Genomic DNA, 16,244 nt, shown 5'->3' on the forward strand with positions numbered 1-16,244 from the left:
ACTTATCTATGGTGCTTTATAGACCCATCATAACGCCCATTTTTGGACACTGCCAGTATAGGGAAGTTCCTTAACTATATTTGCTTAGCTTGAATACGTGCAGCATGCTCTGCACTGCGACGCGTACGGTCTTTAACTTGCCCTACTAACTGGCCACAGGCAGCGTCAATATCATCCCCACGAGTAGACCTAATCGTCGTAATAATGCCTGATTTAGCCATAATACGCTGAAACGCTTCGATTTGTGGTCTTGGACTTCTGCGGTAATCTGAGCCTGGAAATGGATTAAAAGGAATCAAATTAAGTTTACAGGGTACACGCTTTAGCACTTGAGCCAATTCGCGGGCATGCTTAGGCTGGTCGTTGATACCATCAATCATGGTGTACTCCATGGTAATTACCCGCTTATCGCTCAAATTTTCTAAATAACGATTACAGGCATCCAACAATGCATCAATATTGTACTTTTTATTCACTGGCACCAGCTCGTTGCGCAGCAAGTCATTGGGTGCATGTAAAGAAATAGCTAGGGATACATCAGTGATCTGGCTCAAGCGATCGATTGCTGGAACCACACCCGCCGTGCTTAAGGTGACACGGCGCTTGGACAAGTTATATGCATTATCGTCCATCATCAGCGCAATGGCTGGCGTGACACTGTCAAAATTAAGTAAAGGCTCACCCATGCCCATAAAAACAACATTAGTCACCCGCCGTGGTCCATTGGGGTCGACAGGGCCAAATGACTTAATAGCAATACGCAGTTGGCCAATTATTTCAGCTGAGGTTAAGTTACGGTTAAACCCCTGCTTGCCCGTAGAACAAAAACTACAATCCAAGGCACAGCCCACTTGAGATGAAACGCACAAGGTGGCGCGATCACCCTCAGGTATAAGTACCATCTCAACTTTATTGCCACCAGACACGGCAATTACCCATTTACGGGTACCGTCTTTAGAGTCCCCACGGTAAATGACTTCAGGCTCTACAATTTCAGCGCTTATAGTTAGCTTTTCACGCAATTTTTTACTTACGTTAGTCATGCTCTCAAAGTCATCTGCACCAAACTGATGAATCCATTTCATCACCTGAACTGCTCGAAACTTCGGCTCGTCCATGGTCTTGAAAAAGGCTTCCATTTGCGCCTGTGAAAACCCCAGAATATTTATTTTTGTGCTGACTTCGGACATTTTAAGACCTGTAATTAATCCATAGTTTTGCGCAGCCATTTATTTGGTCTAAACGCAATGCGGCGTTCACTAGGAACGCCGCACGTTGCATGCTGCTATTGCTGCTAAAAAATTAGCCAAAGCCATAACAGCCTACTTTAACCGACGGCTATTAGCCACCGAAGAAGTAGGCAATTTCACGAGCGGCTGACGTGGTAGAGTCAGATCCGTGTACCGCGTTTGCATCAATCGATTCTGCAAAGTCGCCACGAATTGTTCCTTCAGCAGCTTCTTGTGGGTTAGTAGCGCCCATTAGATCACGGTTCTTATTGACAGCCCCTTCGCCTTCAAGCACCTGAACAACAACAGGACCAGAAGTCATAAAAGAAACCAAGTGCCCAAAGAAAGGACGTTCGCTGTGCTCAGCGTAAAAGCCTTGAGCTTCAGCTTCTGATAACTGCTTCATTTCCATACTAACAACTTTAAGGCCATTAGTTTCAAACCGAGAAACAATTTTGCCGATTACATTTTTTGCTACAGCATCAGGCTTGATGATGGACAGAGTGCGTTCTACCGCCATGGTATTCTCCAAACAGTGGGACCCATTAAATGGGTTAATATTAAAAAAGCAAAGACGTACTAACATGTACGAGAATTTTGACCGCGTAATGATACGCTGTTTTATACGCTTTTAATAGACTGCGGGACGTTAATCTAACTCATCTATCCATGCTGTCTGAATAGCTTCCAAGACCTTTTCTCCACAACGCTTGGGGTCATCATTAAAGTCTGGCAAAGCCATAACCCACTCCATTAAATCTGTGAACCTCACCATTCGCGGGTCTACATCTGGATGAACTTCATACAACTCAATGGCAATATCTAACGTATCTGTCCAAACCATGCTCATAGGCACCTCCCGAGGTTTTAATTAGCTCTAATGCGCTTCAGATACAATATTAATAGTGTACTTTGGAATTTCCACTACTAAATTATCCTCAGCGATAACAGCCTGACAACTGAGCCTGGAATCTGGCTCCAAACCCCACGCCTTATCTAACATATCATCTTCTAGCTCGTCCGACTCAATCATTGAATCGAACCCTTCGCGCACGATAACGTGGCATGTTGTGCAAGCACACGATTTTTCACATGCATGCTCTATATCAATTCCGTTCTCTTTAGCGGCATCTAAAATAGTCTGCCCTGCAGGCGCCTCAAATACTTGCCCCTGTGGGCAGAGTTCGGCATGTGGCAGAATAATAATTTGTGGCATTTGAGTTAACTCCTAGGCTTGTCACTGTTATTGCAGTTTTTTTACAGCTGATCTATAGACTTGCCCGCCAGGGCAAGCTTAATACTGTCATCCATACGCATCGCTGCGAAGGCATCACTGGCCTTAGCCATTTCTTCAATTTGTTTCGCAATCGCATGATGATCATGGCCATTTCGAGCCGCAACTAATCGCTGCATCTGGTTCTCAATAACCTGTTGCTGCTGCGAGGTAAGGAGACGCGCTCCATCCTCCGCTAGCGCCATCGTTATAGCTTCTCCAAGACGATCCGCCTCAACCTGCTGTTCTCGCAGACTACGGGCGCTGCGATCGTCCTCTACATTAGTCCAGCTGGCTTTGATCATATCTGCAATCTGCACATCAGACAGTCCATAAGACGGCTTCACTTGCACTGACGCAGCCACTCCCGAGGTTAATTCACGAGCACTCACCTCTAACAAGCCATCCGCATCGACCTGAAAGGTCACTCGGATTTTAGCAGCACCCGCTGCCATTGCCGGAATACCACGCAAATCAAAACGAGATAGAGATCGGCAGTCCTGCACCAATTCTCGCTCGCCTTGCAAAACGTGGATAGCCATCGCTGTTTGGCCATCTTGATAGGTGGTAAATTCTTGGGCACGAGCCACTGGAATAGGCGTGTTACGGTCGATAACTCGTTCCACTAAACCCCCCATGGTTTCCAAACCCAAGGATAATGGCAACACATCAAGCAACAATAACTCTTCGCCACTTTGATTGCCTGCCAATACGTCGGCCTGACGCGCTGCACCCAAAGCGACTACTCTATCTGGGTCAATATCGGTTAGTAGTGGCTGCTGAAATAAGTCTGCTACTCTTTCCTGCACTCGGAGGCTGCGAGTTGAGCCCCCCACCATCACGATTCGAGCAATATCACCTAGCGCTACTTTGGCGTCACGTAAGGTACGCTTAGTCGCTCTGACAGCTTTATCTATAATAGGGTCTAATAATAGGTTCATTCGCTCACGAGTGAGCTCTAAGTCTGCATAGGTCGCATCACCTGGCCAACCGTCAAATGATAACTCGGTGCTGCAGACATCACTTAATAGCTCCTTCCCTGCTCGGGCCAAGCGCAGCAAAAAACGCTGCTCAGCTAAGCCCAACTCTGCTGGTATTTGGCGCTCTTGACGCATCCACTCAGCAAGCGCATGGTCAAAGTCATCTCCCCCTAAGGCTGAATCACCTCCAGTTGCAAGCACCTCAAAAACACCCTGCTCCATACGTAATATAGAAATATCGAATGTGCCACCACCTAGGTCAAATACAGCAATAGTGCCTTGCTCTTGCTGATCCTGCTCTAAACCATACGCCACTGCCGCAGCCGTTGGCTCATTGAGTAGGCGCAATACTTGAATACCCGCTAATTGAGCAGCATCTTTAGTAGCTTGACGCTGAGCGTCATCAAAGTAAGCAGGCACCGTAATCACTGCACCAACCAATTCACCACCTAGGCTACTCTCTCCACGCTGCACCAAAGCACGGAGAATGTCTGCAGAAACTTGCACAGGGCTTTTCAAACCTGACACAGTGTTGATCAGGGGCATGCCCTGATCACAGGCTTCAAATAGGTAAGGCATGCTTTCGCCAAGGCGCTTTACATCATCAATGCCACGACCCATTAAACGCTTAACAGACATTACTGTGTTAGCCGCATCATCTACTAAATGAGCCTGAGCCTTAATGCCTACCTGAGGCAGCTCGTCGGCCAAATAGCGCACCACAGAGGGTAACAAATGTTCACCGCGGCTATTAGCTAAGGTTTCTGCTTGCCCACTACGAACACTGGCCACTAACGAGTGAGTGGTGCCAAGGTCTATGCCGACAGCGAGTTTACGTTGGTGAGGTTTGGCGCTTTGACCGGGCTCTGCAATTTGCAACAAGGCCATGTGTGTATTCCTTAATCGAGCAACGCGCCCTCAAGGGCGTCTAATTGCTGCTGTAACTTAACAATAAACTGAAGCTTACGCACGCTTGTTTCTGCAATTTCAAAGTTTGACGAACCATAAGCCTGAGCGAACTCACTTTCTAGCTGGCTAGCCTGGTGCTGAAGTCGAGACGACATAGAATCCATTTGTGTTTCTGGGTCTTGGGCCTGAGACATCTCTTCTAGGGATTCTCGCAGCTCTATTTGCTGCAACAAAAAATCCATCGGCATTTGTGTGTTGGTCGGCGCTAATGGATCCATACCTTGAAGCTGAAGCAAATAAATGCCACGCTTTAACGGCTCGCTCAAGGTTGCGTAGGCTTGGTTCAAATACGCCGTTATTTGTACCGCCCGTCTTTGATCACTATCAGACTTTGATACAAAGCGGTCGGGGTGGTGCTGCTGCTGTAGCTGTCGATGAGATTGGCGCAGTGCCACGGAGTCCACTGCAAAATCACAAGACAAGCCATAACAAGAGAAATAATCTTGACTAATATCCATAGTTCTAAAATACCGAAAACTGCCTAAACGTTAAAGCTTTCACCACACCCACACTCACTTTTGGCGTTGGGGTTATTAAATTGAAAACCTTCATTAAGACCTTCTTTGGCATAATCTAGCTCTGTACCATCTAAATACAACAAGCTTTTCGGATCAATCACCACTTTCACACCCTTGCTGTCAAAGATTGCATCATCTGCAGATATCTTATCGACAAACTCTAAAATGTAAGCCATACCTGAGCAACCCGTGGTACGGACACCCAGTCGCACACCCTCACCTTCACCGCGATTAGCTAAGTAGTTAGTGACATGGTCGGCGGCTGCCTGTGTAATGGTAATGGCCATGATGACTTCCTCTTCCTCTTATTCTTACTTAATAACGCCTAGGCGTTATTGCTTACTTTTGTAATTGTGAATTGCGGCTTTAATCGCATCTTCAGCAAGCACAGAACAGTGAATTTTTACCGGTGGTAATGCCAACTCTTCAGAAATATTGGAATTACGAATTTCCCCAGCTTGATCCAAAGTCATGCCCTTCATCCATTCCGTAACTAATGAACTTGACGCTATGGCAGAGCCACAGCCATAGGTTTTAAACTTGGCATCTTCAATGACACCATCATCATTTACTTTAATCTGCAGACGCATTACGTCGCCACACGCTGGTGCTCCAACCATGCCTGTGCCTACATGCGCGTCTGCTTCGTCCATTTTTCCCACGTTACGTGGGTTTTCGTAATGGTCAAGAACCTGTTCGCTATATGCCATGTGCTTATCCTCTCAATCTATTGTATGTGCAGGCTGTGTAAATCACACAACCTTATTATGCGAAGACCACTGGGCCTTCAGCCCGCTTTCTTAGTGCGCCGCCCACTGTACAGTGTCCAAATCGACACCATCTTTGTACATGTCCCACAAGGGCGATAACGCTCGTAATTTGGTCACAGCGTTAAGTGATAACTCAATCGCCTGATCAATGTCTTCTTCCGTAGTAAAGCGTCCGATGCTAAAACGAATTGAACTATGCGCCAGCTCGTCATTCATACCCAAGGCACGCAGTACGTAAGACGGCTCTAAGCTAGCCGACGTACACGCCGAGCCAGAAGAAACAGCTAACTCACGTAAAGACATGAGCAAAGACTCACCTTCTACAAAATTAAAGCTTATGTTGGCGTTACCTGCTACTCGCTGTGTTGGATGGCCGTTCATATACACTTCTTCCATGTCCTTAACGCCATCCCACAAACGCTTACCTAAGCGGGCGATACGGGTGTTGTCAGAGGCCATTTCTTCTTGTGCAATCGCAAACGCAGCACCCATGCCGACAATTTGATGAGTGGCTAAGGTACCAGAGCGCATGCCGCGCTCATGGCCACCACCATGAATTTGGGCTTCCAAACGAACACGTGGCTTACGGCTTACGTACAAAGCACCCACACCCTTAGGCCCATAGGTTTTATGGGCACAGAAAGACATCAAATCAACTTTAGATACCGCTAAATCAATGGCTATTTTACCAGTACTTTGAGCAGCATCAACATGAAATATCACCTTATTGGCGCGGGTTACTTCACCAATGGCCGTAATGTCTGTCACTACTCCAATCTCATTATTCACATGCATCAAGGACACTAAAATAGTGTCTTCACGCAGGGCTTCAGCAACTTGTTCAGCACTAATAATACCGTCTGATGTAGGCTCTAAATAAGTCACTTCGAAGCCTTCACGCTCAAGCTGGCGACAGCTATCCAACACTGCCTTGTGCTCAATTTTCGAGGTGATAATGTGCTTACCTTTTTTGTGATAAAAATGCGCCACACCCTTAATAGCGAGGTTATCTGACTCGGTCGCACCCGATGTCCAAACAATCTCCCTTGGATCAGCATTAATTAGATCAGCAACCTGGCGACGAGCATTCTCTACCGCTTCCTCTGCCTGCCAACCATACACGTGAGACCGTGACGCTGGGTTACCAAAGTTACCCTCCTGCGTCAAACAATCACACATCAATTTCGCAACCCTTGGATCTACAGGTGTAGTTGCTGAGTAGTCCAAAAAAATAGGCAATTTCATGTATATTCTCCACTGTCACATACAGCTATTAGTCAATCTTCAAAACAGATGAGCAGATAATTACTCACTTACAAAATTTAGGAACTCAGCGGTATTAGCTTGTTCTATTTGACGCTGCGCATGGGCTTGTATTTCACCTTGGCTAACCAAGTCAGCTAAACTAATATCACTCAAAAAGGAATGAATTTGATTACTCAGGTCAGTCCATAGGTGATGCGTCAAGCACATTTTTCCTGCTTGGCAGTTTTCTGTACCTCTGCAGCCAGTGGCATCAACAGCTTCATTGACTGCGTCAATCACCTGCGCCACAAAAATATTTTCTGCTTCTCGGCTCAGACAATAACCACCGCCTGGGCCCCGAACACTTTGCACTAAACCTTGGCGACGTAACTTAGAAAAAAGCTGCTCTAGGTAAGACAATGAGATCACTTGGCGTTCTGAAATATCAGCCAAACTTATTGGCTTATCAGACGCATGGATAGCAAGGTCTAACATTGCAGTCACCGCGTAACGGCCTTTGGTAGTGAGCTTCATTAGACCGCCTCAGTTTTAATTATACTCTATTTTACTAAAACCTGACTAAATTAGTCAAGTATTAAAGCGCTTCTATTAAAGGCCCATTTTATACTGGTTTATCAGTTGCAGGATCAATGGCTGCCTCAAAGTCTGCAACATTTAAGGCCGGCAGGTTTTCATCTACATAACTTGCATCTAACTCTTTCATTTTAGCCGCCATGCAATGCAATTTCCTGTCCACTGCATGCATATGATCCAGAATGGCAGATAAAGATTTAGCCACCGGATCTGGCAGGTCTGAGCTCATGCCATAGGCGTCAAACTTGTCAGCCAGGTCTTGGCGTAACTTTTGTTCAGCCTCGCTGGGCCTTTCAATAATACGCCCAGGAATGCCAACCACGGTTGCATTTGCGGGAACAGCTTTAGTCACCACAGCATTGGAGCCCACGCGAGCATTTTTACCCACTTCAAAAGGGCCCAATATTTTTGCCCCAGCACCCACTACCACACCGTCGTTCAGCGTGGGGTGGCGCTTACCTTTGTCCCATGTTGTGCCACCTAAGGTCACGCCGTGGTATAAGGTTACGTCGTCCCCAATAATGGCTGTTTCACCAATCACTACACCCATGCCGTGATCAATAAAAAACCGATGACCAATTTGTGCCCCAGGATGAATCTCTATTCCTGTAAGCCAGCGAGTTACGGTAGACAGGTAACGCCCTAACCACTTAAGCCCAATATTCCAAAAAGTGTGGGCTATACGATGCAACAGCAAAGCGTGTAAGCCGGGATAGCAGGTAAGCACCTCAACAAAATTTCTTGCCGCTGGATCGCGGTGAAAAACGGAGGCGATATCTTCTTTCAGATGTCTAAACATGACCTTAATCCTAAATTAGTGGAGCGCAGCTCAACGCTTGCCTAAACGACAGCATTAGTCAATTACTAGGCAGATGTGGATTATATGGTGTCTAACGCAGCTTTTTCAACGTGCGCTGCGTGGCCGTTAAGATACCACGCATAATGTTATGCTCAATTCGATCCATTCGGGCACGAACATACAAGCGCCTTAAACGAGCCATTAGCTGACGCGGGCTTTCTGGGTCTAAAAACTCAACGTCTACTAAGGTTTCCTGCATGTGATCAAACAACTTTTCCATTTGGTCATTAGTCGCCAACTCTTCGTCCCATTCGGTTCCCCAAATAGGCGCAGGCGCATCACCTTTTTCTCCAGCCAATACGGCCATACGTAATTCATAAGTAACCACCTGCACTGCTGCAGCTAGGTTGAGCGAACTAAAGTCTTCGTGAGAGGGTATATGTACGTGAAAATTACACAGGTGCAACTCTTCGTTTGTAAGGCCACGGTCTTCGCGGCCAAACACAAACGCAACGTCATGCTTTGGCAGCTCCGCTAAGGCCTGCGCAGCGGTTTGTCTGGGGTCTAGTAAAGGCCACGGAATATTGCGACTGCGGGCACTAGTCCCTACCACTAAACCACAACCCTCTATCGCCTCTGCTAAGCTACCCACTACTTTGGCATCAGCCAAAACGTCTTGTGCACCCGCAGAGCGAGCATCCGCCTTACCACTGGGAAATTCCCGCGGCTCTACCAACACTAAATTGTGCATACCCATGTTCTTCATGGCTCGGGCCGCGCCACCAATGTTGCCGGGGTGCGAAGTATTTACCAAGACAATGCGCGCGTTGGCCATTAAATTTTGCATGAAAGCTGCTAACCTAAGAATGAATAAATTTCGAAGTGGCAATAATAGCGATATTCCATAATTTTGTCGTGGTTAGAACGCGAATCTGTAAGCGTAACTGGGTTTTTTTACCACTTTTTTGCTATACTGCTCGCCTTCGACGCATTTGCGTCCCGTTCTTTATAAACTTTAAGGTAATTCACCCATGCTTCCGCTAATTAACATTGGCCTGCGTGCCGCGCGTATCGCTAGCGAACAACTCGTCAGATCAATGGAACGACTGGATCTGATACACGAAGAAGGCCAGGAACTCGATGCCCATATACGCAAGCAGTGTGAAGGCGCCGAACGCACTATCGCCTATGAAATCCATAAAGCCCACCCAGAGCAGGGTGTGATTGGCGCAGTTGCTGGTGAAATGAATCCTCCGGCAGAGGCACCAAGTAAAGTGTGGCGCATCAGCGCTATTGACGGCCTGGACCAGTATGCCCACAGCTTACCCATGTTTACCTTAACTATGGCCTGCTACGAAGACGGTAAGTTAGCCCACTCTATTATCATTTGCCCTTGCAGTGGTGAAGAATTTTGCGCCAGTAAAGGCCGTGGCGCTCAACTTAACGGCCGCCGGATTCGTGTTAGTAAACGCGCTACGTTGGTTGGGTCTCAGATATTTGGTGGTGGTAACCAAAACCGTGAAGACCTGTCAGACTTCGATCGCGGCCAAGCTATTTCCCGCAATCTATTTAGCCAAGGCGCCACTAACTATGCCCAACTAAGCAATAATATGGCATTGGCTTACACTGCGGCTGGGCGCATAGATGCCCTATGGCACAGCAGTTTAGACCATACAGCAGACGCTGGTTTATTGCTAATATTGGAAGCAGGCGCTTTGGCAGCCAACTTTACCGGCGGCTCACCTTTGAATAACGGCGAGCTAGTCTGTGCTAACTCTAAGCTTCTCAAGCTTATGCTTAAAGCTGTCCATAGCGCTTAGTCTTAGACCTATAGGTTACTTCGCGTTGCTGCGCTCATAACGCTTTATGAACGCAGCAACGCCATTGTTACTACTGCTCTTCTAAATCCTGCTCAAAGCCTTCGCCTTCTTCAAAGCCTTCACCTTCAATTACCTCTTCTTTTGGTGGAACAATAAGGTCTTCTTGGGTAATCCCTAGCAGTATCAACACATTGGCCGCTACATAAATAGAGGAGTAGGTACCCACGAAAACGCCAATCGTCAACGCTAACGCAAAGCCGTGAATCAACTCACCACCAAACACTAAAAGCGCCATTAACACCAAAAGCGTTGTAATGGATGTCACTAAAGTGCGCCCTAACGTTTGTGTCAAAGACTCATTGATAATTTCAATGGTAGTGCCCTTACGCATTTTACGGAAGTTCTCTCTAATTCGATCAGACACCACAATAGTGTCGTTCAACGAGTAACCAATCACTGCCAAAATTGCAGCCAATACCGTGAGGTCAAAGTCCAGTTTAAATATTGAGAAGATTCCCAATACAATGATTACGTCGTGAACTAAAGCCACCACCGCACCCACCGAAAATTTAATTTGAAAGCGCAGAGCTACGTAGATCATTACAATAGCCAGCGCCAGCAGCATCCCTAAGCCACCCTGCTCGGTAAGCTCTTCGCCTACTTGAGCACCAACGTACTCAGAACGACGAAGCTCAACACTGGAGGTTGATGCTGATTGTAAAGCAGTGAGTACTTGCTCACCTACCTTGTCGTTAAAGGTTTGACCAAGACGAACCAACACATCTTTTTCAGACCCAAAGTTCTGCACTACGGCGTCGTCAAAGCCAGCACCCTGTAATTGGCTTCTCACATCAACTAAACTTGGGGCCTGCTCATAGCCCACTTCAATTAACGTGCCACCAGTAAAGTCTAAACCAAACTGCAGTTGATTTACTGCCAAGGAGATCAGCGCACCTAAAACCAGAGCAATAGACATAGCTCCTGCTATTTTACGCAGGGCCATAAAGTTAACAATCTTCATGTCGCTCATTTACCTGCTCCCCTAAACAAAGGCCATATTTTAATATCTGTAATCTTTCTACCACCATATATACCATTTACCATGGCACGGCTCACCATGACGGCTGTAAACATAGAGGTGACAATACCAATAGACAATGTTACTGCGAAGCCTTTCACAGGGCCTGTGCCCACAGCGTACAAGATAATCGCCACCAATAAAGTGGTGATGTTGGCATCAAAAATAGTGCTGAACGCTCTTTCGTAACCTGCGTGGATAGCCGATTGTGGTGCCATGCCTGCTCTCAACTCTTCTTTAATGCGCGAGAAGATAAGCACGTTAGCGTCTACTGCCATGCCCACTGTTAGCACCACACCGGCAATGCCTGGCAATGACAACGTGAAGCCCAGTAAAGACATTACTGCAGCCACTAAAAGTAAGTTAAAGGCTAGGGCTACGTTAGCAATAACACCAAACACGCCATAAAATGCCAACATGAATACCACAACAAGAGCCAAACCAATTTGCACAGAGGTTAAACCAAGGTCTATATTTTCCTGACCTAGGCTTGGCCCCACGGTGCGCTCTTCAACAAAATACATTGGTGCTGCTAAAGAACCAGCCCGCAATAGTAAAGCCAATTCAGAGGCTTCACCCGCCCCATCAAGCCCCGTAATACGAAAACTGTTGCCTAAGGCTGTTTGAATAGTGGCCAAAGAAATAATGCTTTTTTCCACATAGGACTGGCGCTGATCAACCAACTGGCCATCAACCTCGACCACTTTTATACGAGACTTATGCTCGACAAACACCACAGCCATCCGCCGCTTAACTGCATTTCTGGTAATCCGGTTCATCAGCTTACCCCCTTGGCTATCAAGGTCTATATTCACCTGAGATGAACCAGTTTCATCAAAATTGGACTGCGCATTAGACACGCTAGTACCACTGATAATGAGGCCTTTTTCTAAGGTTGCTTTACGGTTAGGGTTGGACCTAAAAGTGAATTCCTCAGTGGCAACTCTTGCAGCACCCGGCTTAGCTTCTAAGCGAAACTCTAGGTTTGCCGTAGCACCTAGCACACGCTTGGCGGCGGCAGTATCTTGCACACCAGGCAGTTGAACCACAATTCGGTTACGCCCTTGGCGCTGAACTAATGGCTCTGCAACACCCAATTCGTTAACACGATTACGCAAGGTAGTTAAGTTTTGGTTAACCGCATAGTCCTCAATTTCTCGCACTGTCGATTCATTCAGGCTAACAAGAAGGTAGTAAGCACTGCCTTCATCTTCAGCACTCATCAAAAACTCACTATAACTGGATTTAAGCTGAGATCGCGCTTGGTCTCGAACTTCTGCGTCCATAAATTTAATGCGCAAACTGCCGTCAGCTTCACGGGAAACTGCGCGGTAACGTAGCTTTTCAGCACGCAAGGAGGTCTTAATTTCACTCACGTATACGTCTAAGCGCTGCGCTACCGCCTGCACCATGTCTACCTCAAGTAAAAAGTGCACTCCACCCCTTAGGTCCAAACCCAGCTTCATAGGTCCAGCACCTAAGTTGGTTAACCAATCAGGGGTAGTGGGGGCAAGGTTAAGTGCTGTGACGTACTTATCCCCTAACGCATCACTTAATACCGCTTTAGCCTGCAACTGAGACTCGGAATTGGTCACACGTACCAGTACGTTTTTAGTAGTTAACTCAACGTCTTTAGCACTTAAACCAGCTTGATCTAGGGCATAAACTGCTTCATCAAGCACCTGCTCATCAATTACGGTAGCACTTCTTGCGCCAGAAATTTGTATAGCCAGATCATCTGGGTATAAGTTTGGCAGAGCATATAGCCCACCAAGGGCCAAACTCACAATAATGAGTAAGCTTTTCCATAAGGGATAACGATTTAACACAGGCTTTCCTTGAAGAACAAGTCATAAAAAAAGCCTCATTGCCAGCCACAGACGGCGAAGACAACCAAGGCTTTGACACTACAAAATTAAATAGACTTAATAGTGCCTTTTGGCAAAACAGAAGCCACAGCTGCTTTTTGGAAGTGAGAATCCACACCATCAGCTAAGGTAATAGTAACGAAGTCGTCACTCACTTTAGCCACTCTACCAATCATGCCGCCGTTAGTTACCACCTCGTCACCTTTGGCCAAACCACCCATCAGGTTCTTATGATCCTTAGTGCGTTTTGATTGTGGACGCCAAATCATAAAGTAAAAAACTGCAGCAAATATCACCATCATGATCACAAGAGAACTTGTATCACCACCAGGTGCTGCTCCGCCTTCGGCTATGGCTGACTCAATAAAGAAACTCATATTATCTCCAACATTATTAACTAAAAAATAAATTATTTATTCAAAGCAGGTGTGGCTAAACCACGCCTGCTGTAAAAATCATCGACAAAACTGTCCAATGTACCTGCTTCCAGTGCCTTACGCAATCCTGCCATGAGCCGCTGATAGTAATGCAGGTTATGAATGGTATTAAGCTGCGCACCCAACATTTCACGACACTTATCTAAATGATACAAGTAAGCCCGAGAAAAATTGCTGCAGGTATAGCAGTCACACTCTTTATCAAGTGGCCCAGGGTCTGTTTTATGTACGGCATTACGGATTTTAACTACCCCGTCAGTAATGAACAAGTGTCCATTACGGGCATTACGAGTAGGCATAACGCAGTCGAACATATCAACTCCACGTCGAACGCCCTCAACTAAATCCTCTGGCTTACCCACACCCATCAGATAACGTGGTTTATCAGCGGGCAATTTAGGGGCTGTATGAGCGAGCACCCTTAACATGTCATCTTTAGGCTCACCGACAGACAAACCGCCAATGGCAAAGCCATCAAAATCTAACTCTGCCAAACCCTCTAGGGATTCATCACGCAGCTGCTCGTACATACCGCCTTGCACTATACCAAACAGGGCTGAAGGGCTGTCACCATGGGCATCCTTGCTGCGTTTAGCCCAACGCATGGAGCGACGCATTGAAGTAGCCGCTTCTTCCTCCGTTGCTGGGTAAGGCGTACATTCATCAAAAATCATCACTACGTCTGAGCCTAATTCTTGCTGCACTTGCATCGACGATTCTGGCGTCATAAATACCGTATCACCATTAACTGGCGACTGAAACTTAACACCTTCTTCATTGATTTTAGCGCCTAAGCTAAATACTTGAAACCCACCAGAGTCTGTAAGAATTGGTTTTTGCCACTGGGCAAAATTATGCAAATCACCATGCAGTTTTATCACTTCAGTGCCAGGGCGTAACATTAAGTGAAAGGTGTTACCCAGGATAATTTCTGCGCCAGTGGCCTCAATATCTCTGGGCAACATGCCTTTTACCGTTCCGTAAGTACCCACTGGCATGAAGCACGGAGTTTCTACCGAACCACGAGGGAAGGTTAACCGGCCTCGACGCGCTTCACCACTTTGGGCCAGACGCTCGAATTTCATAAAACAACGACGACTCATGTCCGCTCCAAGGCAGAAGATTTTGGGGTCACTAACATAGCATCACCATAACTAAAAAAACGATACCCTTGCTCAATAGCTTTTGCATAAGCGTTCAATACATAATCTCGGCCTGCAAAAGCACTCACCAGCATTAGCAAAGTTGATTCAGATAAATGGAAGTTAGTCACTAGAGCGTCAACACTTTTAAAACGATACCCGGGATAAATAAAGATCCGTGTTTCATCCTTAAAAGGAGCAATTTCGCCATTAGCACTGGCACTCTCTAGAGCCCTTACACACGTTGTACCCACAGCAACTACTCGGCCGCCATTGGCCCGGGCACGTTTAACAGCATCACACACTGTTAAATTCACTTCCACTAACTCACCATGCATATGATGGTCTTCAATACGTTCAACTTTGACTGGCTGAAAAGTTCCTGCGCCCACGTGCAAGGTCACATAAGCTACATTTACCCCCTTAGCTGCTATAGAATCCAAAAGGGGCTGGTCAAAATGCAGCCCTGCAGTGGGTGCCGCAACAGCCCCATGGTGCTCGCCAAATACGGTTTGGTAACGTTCACGGTCTGCAGTGTCATCTGGACGATCTATGTAGGGGGGCAAAGGCATATGGCCCAAGCGTTGCAATACATTTAAAGCAACTTCGCCTTCATCTAAAATGAGCTCAAATAAGGTGCCGTGACGCATAACCATAGTGGCCCATACTTCACCTTCCAATAATAATCTCGCACCTTCTTTAGGCGACTTACTTGAGCGCACATGAGCTAAAAAACTACGCTCTCCCAAAAGTCGCTCAACCAAAACCTCAACACGTCCACCCGATTCTTTCACACCAAACAAGCGTGCAGGAATAACTTTAGTATTGTTTAATACCAGCAAATCACCCAGCTGCAGAAACTCAAGCAAATCGGTAAAACCACCGTGAGATACTACGCCAGACTCACCATTAAGCTGCATTAATCGGCTAGCTGTGCGTTCCGGTGCTGGGTAGCGAGCAATAAGCTCGTTAGGGAGATGAAAACTAAAATCAGAAACTTGCATTAGATCTTGATTGGGGCTCTTGATGATAATCCCAAGGCCTAGGTAACTGGGGTTTCTATAATAACAAAATTGATAGCGGCAGCACAGGCGTATTTGGCGCTTATTTTAGACATTAAAATTTTACTCGCCAGCCGTCTTTGGTTATCTAATGCCTAGTTAATTGGCCATAAAACAGATAAATCACCATCCAATCGTTGACGCTAAAAAAGAACACTGTATACTTCGCTCCTCAATGTGCCAGTGTGGTGAAATTGGTATACACGACGGATTCAAAATCCGTTGCTTCGCGGCGTCCCGGTTCGAGTCCGGGCACTGGTACCAGCGCACATTGCAGCCCTCATTAATCGCTTGGTTTCTGGGGGTTTTTTGTATCTGAAGCACTCATTCCTGCCATGATTCCTGTCATAGATTTTGCTGATCCACACCCAATAAAAAGCACCTAGCTAAGGCATGGGGGAGCCCCCCTATGGCTAATATTGTTAATTGTATTCAGACTCAAAGACACATCAGAGGGTGTT

At 46.5% G+C, this 16,244-nt stretch carries 18 protein-coding genes and 1 tRNA gene; 2 read left to right on the top strand and 17 right to left on the bottom strand.

The features are described 5' to 3' along the window. Positions 1–74: 74 nt before the first annotated feature. From rlmN to ABXT60_RS12095, 12 genes are all read right to left on the bottom strand, one after another. Positions 75–1,190 (bottom strand): 23S rRNA (adenine(2503)-C(2))-methyltransferase RlmN, encoded by a 1,116-nt coding sequence (gene rlmN, locus ABXT60_RS12040; RefSeq protein ID WP_443630353.1) that lies wholly within the window; start codon positions 1,188–1,190, stop codon positions 75–77. A gap of 151 nt (positions 1,191–1,341) precedes the next feature. After that, positions 1,342–1,749, bottom strand: a complete 408-nt coding sequence (gene ndk / locus ABXT60_RS12045; RefSeq protein ID WP_046485207.1) for a nucleoside-diphosphate kinase — start codon at positions 1,747–1,749, stop codon at positions 1,342–1,344. Positions 1,750–1,878: 129 nt separating this feature from the next. Then, complete coding sequence (gene iscX, locus ABXT60_RS12050; protein WP_443630354.1) at positions 1,879–2,079, bottom strand: Fe-S cluster assembly protein IscX; 201 nt, start codon at positions 2,077–2,079, stop codon at positions 1,879–1,881. 27 nt (positions 2,080–2,106) lie between these two features. Further along, complete coding sequence (fdx, locus tag ABXT60_RS12055) at positions 2,107–2,445, bottom strand: ISC system 2Fe-2S type ferredoxin (RefSeq protein WP_443630355.1); 339 nt, start codon at positions 2,443–2,445, stop codon at positions 2,107–2,109. Positions 2,446–2,486: 41 nt separating this feature from the next. Further along, entirely contained in the window at positions 2,487–4,370 is a 1,884-nt protein-coding gene (gene hscA, locus ABXT60_RS12060; RefSeq protein ID WP_443630356.1) for a Fe-S protein assembly chaperone HscA, read from the bottom strand. Positions 4,371–4,381: 11 nt separating this feature from the next. Further along, positions 4,382–4,909 carry a Fe-S protein assembly co-chaperone HscB gene (hscB, locus tag ABXT60_RS12065; RefSeq protein WP_443630357.1) on the bottom strand — a complete coding sequence of 176 codons (528 nt, stop codon included), beginning with the start codon at positions 4,907–4,909 and terminating at the stop codon, positions 4,382–4,384. 23 nt (positions 4,910–4,932) lie between these two features. After that, a complete protein-coding gene (gene iscA / locus ABXT60_RS12070) occupies positions 4,933–5,256 on the bottom strand; it encodes an iron-sulfur cluster assembly protein IscA (protein WP_046485204.1) in 324 nt (107 codons plus the stop codon). Positions 5,257–5,301: 45 nt separating this feature from the next. Next, a complete protein-coding gene (gene iscU / locus ABXT60_RS12075) occupies positions 5,302–5,679 on the bottom strand; it encodes a Fe-S cluster assembly scaffold IscU (protein ID WP_046485203.1) in 378 nt (125 codons plus the stop codon). A 90-nt stretch (positions 5,680–5,769) separates the two neighbouring features. Continuing rightward, the gene (locus ABXT60_RS12080) at positions 5,770–6,984 is read right to left on the bottom strand and encodes an IscS subfamily cysteine desulfurase (protein WP_443630358.1); all 1,215 of its coding nucleotides are present in this window, start codon (positions 6,982–6,984) and stop codon (positions 5,770–5,772) included. Positions 6,985–7,044: 60 nt separating this feature from the next. Next, on the bottom strand, positions 7,045–7,518 hold the full coding sequence (gene iscR / locus ABXT60_RS12085; RefSeq protein ID WP_443630359.1) for a Fe-S cluster assembly transcriptional regulator IscR: 474 nt from the start codon (positions 7,516–7,518) through the stop codon (positions 7,045–7,047). An 88-nt stretch (positions 7,519–7,606) separates the two neighbouring features. Then, complete coding sequence (gene cysE, locus ABXT60_RS12090) at positions 7,607–8,377, bottom strand: serine O-acetyltransferase (protein WP_443630360.1); 771 nt, start codon at positions 8,375–8,377, stop codon at positions 7,607–7,609. A gap of 91 nt (positions 8,378–8,468) precedes the next feature. Next, positions 8,469–9,224, bottom strand: a complete 756-nt coding sequence (locus ABXT60_RS12095; protein WP_443630361.1) for an RNA methyltransferase — start codon at positions 9,222–9,224, stop codon at positions 8,469–8,471. 184 nt (positions 9,225–9,408) lie between these two features. On the opposite strand from ABXT60_RS12095, the gene ABXT60_RS12100 reads away from it, so the two are divergent. Further along, positions 9,409–10,197, top strand: a complete 789-nt coding sequence (locus ABXT60_RS12100; RefSeq protein ID WP_443630362.1) for an inositol monophosphatase family protein — start codon at positions 9,409–9,411, stop codon at positions 10,195–10,197. 70 nt (positions 10,198–10,267) lie between these two features. Here ABXT60_RS12100 and secF read toward each other — a convergent pair whose 3' ends face one another. From secF to queA, 5 genes are all read right to left on the bottom strand, one after another. Beyond that, the gene (gene secF, locus ABXT60_RS12105; RefSeq protein WP_443630363.1) at positions 10,268–11,227 is read right to left on the bottom strand and encodes a protein translocase subunit SecF; all 960 of its coding nucleotides are present in this window, start codon (positions 11,225–11,227) and stop codon (positions 10,268–10,270) included. Continuing rightward, on the bottom strand, positions 11,224–13,104 hold the full coding sequence (gene secD / locus ABXT60_RS12110; RefSeq protein WP_443630364.1) for a protein translocase subunit SecD: 1,881 nt from the start codon (positions 13,102–13,104) through the stop codon (positions 11,224–11,226). The genes secF and secD overlap by 4 nt, the downstream gene beginning before the upstream one ends. A gap of 86 nt (positions 13,105–13,190) precedes the next feature. Further along, entirely contained in the window at positions 13,191–13,520 is a 330-nt protein-coding gene (gene yajC, locus ABXT60_RS12115) for a preprotein translocase subunit YajC (protein WP_046485974.1), read from the bottom strand. Positions 13,521–13,552: 32 nt separating this feature from the next. Further along, positions 13,553–14,665: a tRNA guanosine(34) transglycosylase Tgt gene (gene tgt, locus ABXT60_RS12120; protein ID WP_443632106.1), complete on the bottom strand. Its 1,113-nt coding sequence runs from the start codon at positions 14,663–14,665 to the stop codon at positions 13,553–13,555. Positions 14,666–14,679: 14 nt separating this feature from the next. Further along, complete coding sequence (queA, locus tag ABXT60_RS12125; protein WP_443630365.1) at positions 14,680–15,726, bottom strand: tRNA preQ1(34) S-adenosylmethionine ribosyltransferase-isomerase QueA; 1,047 nt, start codon at positions 15,724–15,726, stop codon at positions 14,680–14,682. Between the two features lie 236 nt (positions 15,727–15,962). On the opposite strand from queA, the gene ABXT60_RS12130 reads away from it, so the two are divergent. Further along, positions 15,963–16,047 (top strand) — tRNA-Leu (locus tag ABXT60_RS12130). Positions 16,048–16,244: the final 197 nt, after the last annotated feature.

Origin of the sequence: Candidatus Njordibacter sp. Uisw_056 (assembly GCF_047730085.1) — a bacterium.
Lineage (GTDB): Bacteria > Pseudomonadota > Gammaproteobacteria > Pseudomonadales > Balneatricaceae > Njordibacter.

What these genes read in the sequence shown, in the direction of transcription:
- ndk (WP_046485207.1), bottom strand. Translation starts at nt 1,749, where the DNA reads ATGGCGGTAGAACGCACTCTGTCCATCATCAAGCCTGATGCTGTAGCA.
- iscR (WP_443630359.1), bottom strand. Translation starts at nt 7,518, where the DNA reads ATGAAGCTCACTACCAAAGGCCGTTACGCGGTGACTGCAATGTTAGAC.
- ABXT60_RS12080 (WP_443630358.1), bottom strand. Translation starts at nt 6,984, where the DNA reads ATGAAATTGCCTATTTTTTTGGACTACTCAGCAACTACACCTGTAGAT.
- tgt (WP_443632106.1), bottom strand. Translation starts at nt 14,665, where the DNA reads ATGAAATTCGAGCGTCTGGCCCAAAGTGGTGAAGCGCGTCGAGGCCGG.
- cysE (WP_443630360.1), bottom strand. Translation starts at nt 8,377, where the DNA reads ATGTTTAGACATCTGAAAGAAGATATCGCCTCCGTTTTTCACCGCGAT.
- iscA (WP_046485204.1), bottom strand. Translation starts at nt 5,256, where the DNA reads ATGGCCATTACCATTACACAGGCAGCCGCCGACCATGTCACTAACTAC.
- yajC (WP_046485974.1), bottom strand. Translation starts at nt 13,520, where the DNA reads ATGAGTTTCTTTATTGAGTCAGCCATAGCCGAAGGCGGAGCAGCACCT.
- ABXT60_RS12100 (WP_443630362.1), top strand. Translation starts at nt 9,409, where the DNA reads ATGCTTCCGCTAATTAACATTGGCCTGCGTGCCGCGCGTATCGCTAGC.
- queA (WP_443630365.1), bottom strand. Translation starts at nt 15,726, where the DNA reads ATGCAAGTTTCTGATTTTAGTTTTCATCTCCCTAACGAGCTTATTGCT.
- hscB (WP_443630357.1), bottom strand. Translation starts at nt 4,909, where the DNA reads ATGGATATTAGTCAAGATTATTTCTCTTGTTATGGCTTGTCTTGTGAT.
- rlmN (WP_443630353.1), bottom strand. Translation starts at nt 1,190, where the DNA reads ATGTCCGAAGTCAGCACAAAAATAAATATTCTGGGGTTTTCACAGGCG.
- secF (WP_443630363.1), bottom strand. Translation starts at nt 11,227, where the DNA reads ATGAGCGACATGAAGATTGTTAACTTTATGGCCCTGCGTAAAATAGCA.
- iscU (WP_046485203.1), bottom strand. Translation starts at nt 5,679, where the DNA reads ATGGCATATAGCGAACAGGTTCTTGACCATTACGAAAACCCACGTAAC.
- hscA (WP_443630356.1), bottom strand. Translation starts at nt 4,370, where the DNA reads ATGGCCTTGTTGCAAATTGCAGAGCCCGGTCAAAGCGCCAAACCTCAC.
- iscX (WP_443630354.1), bottom strand. Translation starts at nt 2,079, where the DNA reads ATGAGCATGGTTTGGACAGATACGTTAGATATTGCCATTGAGTTGTAT.
- fdx (WP_443630355.1), bottom strand. Translation starts at nt 2,445, where the DNA reads ATGCCACAAATTATTATTCTGCCACATGCCGAACTCTGCCCACAGGGG.
- ABXT60_RS12095 (WP_443630361.1), bottom strand. Translation starts at nt 9,224, where the DNA reads ATGCAAAATTTAATGGCCAACGCGCGCATTGTCTTGGTAAATACTTCG.